This is a genomic window from Streptomyces sp. IBSBF 2435 (assembly GCF_036815005.1).
Lineage (GTDB): Bacteria > Actinomycetota > Actinomycetes > Streptomycetales > Streptomycetaceae > Actinacidiphila.
Map to the genome: position 1 here is coordinate 1 of NZ_JAJSYW010000309.1, position 4,677 is coordinate 4,677.

2 protein-coding genes and 1 pseudogene are annotated in these 4,677 nt (G+C 68.1%); all 3 read right to left on the bottom strand.

Annotation, left to right across the window (positions count from 1 at the left end; all coding sequences use genetic code 11):
- Positions 1–135: 135 nt before the first annotated feature.
- Entirely contained in the window at positions 136–345 is a 210-nt protein-coding gene (locus V7E46_RS32575; RefSeq protein ID WP_333771779.1) for a DUF397 domain-containing protein, read from the bottom strand.
- Positions 345–971: pseudogene (locus V7E46_RS32580) on the bottom strand (DUF5753 domain-containing protein). The gene V7E46_RS32575 and the pseudogene V7E46_RS32580 overlap by 1 nt, the downstream one beginning before the upstream one ends.
- Before the next feature lie 280 nt (positions 972–1,251).
- Positions 1,252–4,392 carry a DUF3427 domain-containing protein gene (locus tag V7E46_RS32585; protein ID WP_333771780.1) on the bottom strand — a complete coding sequence of 1,047 codons (3,141 nt, stop codon included), beginning with the start codon at positions 4,390–4,392 and terminating at the stop codon, positions 1,252–1,254.
- Between the last annotated feature and the right edge of the window lie 285 nt (positions 4,393–4,677).

The following is a 4,677-nucleotide window of genomic DNA, read 5'->3' on the forward strand; positions in this document are numbered from 1 at the left end:
CCCATCGGCGCCCCGCCCCGTCCGGCCCCCGGAGTCGTTATGGTCATTCCGGCGGCATATGCCAATCTGACCCTCCGGTCCTCACCTCCGTTGCGCCGGCCTCTGTCGACGGCCGACCGACACCCTGTCCGCGGTTCACTCTCGCCCGAACGCGGTTCCGCCCCGCTGCACCTCCCGCACGAGCGCGTCCCACGCCCCACCGGAGAACTCCAGTTCAGGCCCCCCGGGGTCCTTGGAGTCCCTGACGCGTATGGGCTCCGATGTGTGAGCGACCTCGACGCAGTTGCCCCCGCCGCCGTTGCTGTAGCTGCTCTTGTGCCATTTGCCGCGCGAGCGGTCCTTCATCAGGTAAGTCCTCGGATCGTGGCTTCGATCAGGTCGATAGATCTCTGCCGGCTCAGTGAGAGCGCCCGTAGGCTGTCGAACGCCCTGGTGTACTGCCCGATGTCCTCGGGGCGTTCAAGATAGACAGCGTCGGTCACCCCGTCTCGGTAGACCACATCTGGATCCTCCTGTTCGGGGAAGCCCAGTACCGTGAACGGCCCAGTGGCCGGATAGCTCCCAGCGTCGAAGGGCAGGACTTGCACGGTGACGTTCGCCAAGGCGGACGATTCCGATATGCGTTCGAGCTGCGCCTGGATCACGTGACTGTTTCCGACGGTGTGCCGTAGCACGCTCTCGTGTACGACCGCCCACAGGTCCGGCGACGGTGGGCGAGTGAGCAGGGCCTGTCGCTCCATCCGGACGGCGATCACGCGATCCATGTCCTCGTCGCTCCGATTGATCGTCGCGCGAAGCAACTCCCGTGCCTAGTCCGCAGTCTGTAGCAGGCCAGGCACGAACTCGCTCTCGTACGTTCGCAGACTCGTCGCCGCCTGCTCCAGGCCGACACAGACCGAGAACCACGCCGGCACGGCATCGCCGTGTGCGTGCCACCAGCCGCGCGTCTTCGAGTCCTTCGCCAACCCCATCAGTAGCAGCCGCAACTCGTCGCCGGTGCCCGGGCCGTCGGCGTCCTGACCGACGTGGACGTCCTCCAACTCCTGGACGAGGACGACCGCGACCTCCTCCTCGTATCGGTGGAGCTCCGCCCAGGAGTGCTCGCCCACGCGGCGCCGATGCGGTGGCGCGAGCTGCGGCCCGCACCTGGAGTGCTGGGAGTCAGGGCCGTGCGGGACGTCCTAGTGCGGCTTGCCGGGATCGCCGACCAGGTACGAGTGGCCCACAGTGTGCCGAGGTAGCCCTGCGCAGTCAGCCGGCCGCGATGGCGGAGTACGTCCAGACGTCGGCCGGCATGCGGTGGTGGAGGTCCCAGACGATGCCCATCGGTTTGCTGCCCCGGTGTTCGACGAACTGTGCGGGACCGAGCAGCATCCACGGCTGCGGACCGCCGATGTCGGTGTGCTTGAAGCGGCGGACGAACAGCAGGACATGCGTGCCGCGGTCGGCGTGGGTGCGGTAGCGGACGCCGGTCGGTGAGGTGTCGGATGTCGCGTTCTGGCTCTCCCAGTGGAATCGCGTCTCGCTCATCGCGTAGTCGCGGTAGCGGGTCTGCGGGGAGAAGTCCTTCGCGTCCTTCTCCAGGGTGACGAGCAGAGCGTCGGTCGCGATGTCCGGGCACCACCTGACGCCCTCCCGGAACTTGTCGGGTGCGTAGCCGCCGATCGCGGTCTGCCCGAGTGCGGTCAGGATCTCCTCGCGGTTGTAGGAGCCGTGCACGGTCAGCGGAAGCCCCGAGTGGTCGCCGAGCAGGGGTACGGGGACGTGCTGGGTGTGCGCGAGGCTGTACGCGAGGATCTGCCGCACCTCGTCGCGGAACGCGTGTTGCGTCGCTAGCGAGCGCAGAGCCGCCCCGTACCCGGAGAAGGAGGCACCGCTCGGCCAGAGCGAGAAGACCAGCATTCGGGCGTACGCCTGGAGTTGTGGGCCGAGGGCGTCGTACTCCGGGGCGTCGTCGGCAAGCAGGCGGGTGTAGGCGTCGATCCGTACCGGGTCGTCGACGTGGTGGAAGGCGGGCGTCCTCCGGAGGAGCTTGTCCTCACCATCTGGTGCCTTGCCCGGGAGCAGGCCTGCGCGGCGCAGGAGCGCCGTCCAGGAGTTGCCGCCGCGATAGATCTGCTTGATGTCGCGGCCGCTCTCGTGCAGGTAGTCGGCGAGGAGTGGCCGGGCGTATCGGGCGATCTCCTGCGCCAACTGCGGCGCGTTGATGCCGATCCGGTCGCGGATGTTCTTGAGGATCCGTTCCTTCGCCTTGCGTTCGAGGATGATCTGGCAGCCCGACGGCAGTTGCGGGAAGTCCTGCTCCACGCTTGCCGCGAGGCGGTTCCTGCGCAGGTCGGTGAGGGCGCCGAACTGCTCCTCGAAGCGGAAGTCGGCGCGGTGCTGCCCGATGAAGTCCAGGACTGTCAGCACCGCCTTGCCCTCACTCCTGCGAAGCCCGCGACCCAGTTGCTGGAGGAAGACCGTCGCGCTGGACGTCGGGCGCAGCAGGAGCAGGGTGTCGACGTCGGGGATGTCCAACCCCTCGTTGAGCAGGTCGACCGAGAAGACCACCTGGAGTTCGCCAGAGGCCAGGCGGGCCAGTGCCGCCCGGCGTTCCTCCTTGGGCGTTTCGCCGGACAAGGCGACAGCTGCCAGGCCCGCCTCCTGGAAGCACGCTGCCATGTGGCGGGCGTGCGCGACGGACACGCAGAAGCCGAGTGCCCGCATCGAGCCAGGATCGGCGATCTTGTCGTTGACGGCTCGCAGGACGAGCCGGGCACGCGCGGTGTCCGCGGTGAAGAGGTTGCTCAATTCCGTCGTGTCGTACCCCTGCGAGCTACGCCGCCACGTGATTCCGGTCAGGTCCGTGGTGTCGGTGATACCGAAGTAGTGGAAGGGGCTGAGGAGGTCGTTCTCCAGCGCTTCCCAGAGCCGCATCTCGGCGGCGATTCTGCCGTCGAAGAACTCGTCTTGGACGCTGGGGCCCTCCATCCGTTCCGGTGTGGCGGTGAGGCCGAGGAGTTCGGACGGTGCGAAGTGCTCGATGATCCTGCGGTAGGTCTTCGCCGTGGCATGGTGGAACTCATCGATCACGACGACGTCGAAGTGCTCGGGGTCGAGCTGTTGCAGGCGCTCTGCGTTGAGCGACTGGACGCTGGCGAAGACATGCGTCCAACTCGCCGGGATGTCGCCGGAGTGCAGGGCCTCGCCGAAGTTCGCGTCCCCGATCACCTCCTGGTATGTGCGCAGCGACTGGTCCAGGATTTCCCGGCGGTGCGCCACGAACAGCAGCCGCAGGTCCCGGCCGAGTTTCTGCCGAAGCGCGCGATAGTCCAGGGCGGCCATGACCGTCTTTCCCGTACCGGTCGCCGCGACCAGCAGATTGCGGTGCCGGTCGTGCACCGTCCGCTCGACTTCCAGGCGCTCCAACATGTCCCGCTGGTACGGATACGGGCGTACGTCGAGTCCTGAGAGCGTCAATGTGGAGCGACCGCCGGCCGCGCCGCCACCGGCCGCGGTGAGCGCCTCGGACAGGCGGTCGCCATCACGTGCCGGGTCGTACGACTCGAAGGCCGGTTCACTCCAGTACGAGTCGAACGTCGCCTCGAACTTCCGCATCACCGCGGGGGTGGCCACGGACGACAGCCGTACGTTCCACTCAAGACCGTCCAGCAGCGCGGCCCTGGACAGGTTCGAACTGCCGACGTATGCCGTGTCGTACCCCGTCTTGCGGCGGAAGAGCCAGGCCTTCGCGTGGAGGCGGGTCGACCGCGTCTCGTAGTTGACCTTTACCTCGGCGCCGAAGTCCTGCACCAGGCGGTCGAGGGCGCGACGCTCGGTGGCACCGATGTACGTCGTGGTGATGACCCTGATCCTGGCGCCCCGTTCGCGCGCGGCCCTGAGCGGCTGCTCAAGTACGCGCAGGCCGTGCCACTTCACGAAGGCGCACAGCAGGTCGATGCTGTCGGCGGTGGCCAGCTCGGCGCGCAACTCGAAGCCGAGGTTGGGGTCTTCCGGCGAATTGGTGATCAGCGCGGTCTCGGACAGCGGTGTCACCGGGCGGTGGACCTCGTACACGCCCGGAGCCTTCTGCTCCGCGATCGCCATCAGCTGGCGCGGCCCGTCCGCCACCATGCTGATCCACTCTGCGGCGCCCCTCAAGGTGCCTACGGAGGTGAGGATGTGGTTCGCCGCAGCCACTTGCTCGGCCGGCGGGAGGTCCTGCAACACACGTCGGACGGTGGCGCCGATATGCCGAGCGAGCACGTGTGGCGAGGACTCCGTGCCCACCTGCTCGTCGGTCGCCAGCAGCCCTGCGGCGTCGAGTTCCTGCATTCGCTCGGCCAACCGCCGGGTGATCAGCGCTTCGTAGATCCCGGCCACCGGCGCACCGAGCCCGTCGTCGCGCATGACGTCCGCCACCGAAACCATCCCCCTGAGCCGCAATAGGTCCGACCTCATGTGTAACAGCAGGCGCCGACAACCGCCCGCACGGGTCGCGGCGGGCGGAGAGCTTGAGGCTGCGGGCGGCCATCGCGGCAACGGCGTTCAGCGCCGCGACGGTGTCCTTGCCAGAGCCACGGCACGGACGAGCGGCCCGGTCGCTACGAGTGCTTCGGCCCCGGCTGTCCGTACGCGGATGGCGTGCAGGCGTACTGCGGCCAGTAGGGGCGTGGGCCCGGGAAGGGGGTGGGG

Coding starts and splice junctions, on each gene's coding strand:
- V7E46_RS32575 (WP_333771779.1), bottom strand. CDS start 345: ATGAAGGACCGCTCGCGCGGCAAATGGCACAAGAGCAGCTACAGCAAC.
- V7E46_RS32585 (WP_333771780.1), bottom strand. CDS start 4,392: ATGCGCGACGACGGGCTCGGTGCGCCGGTGGCCGGGATCTACGAAGCG.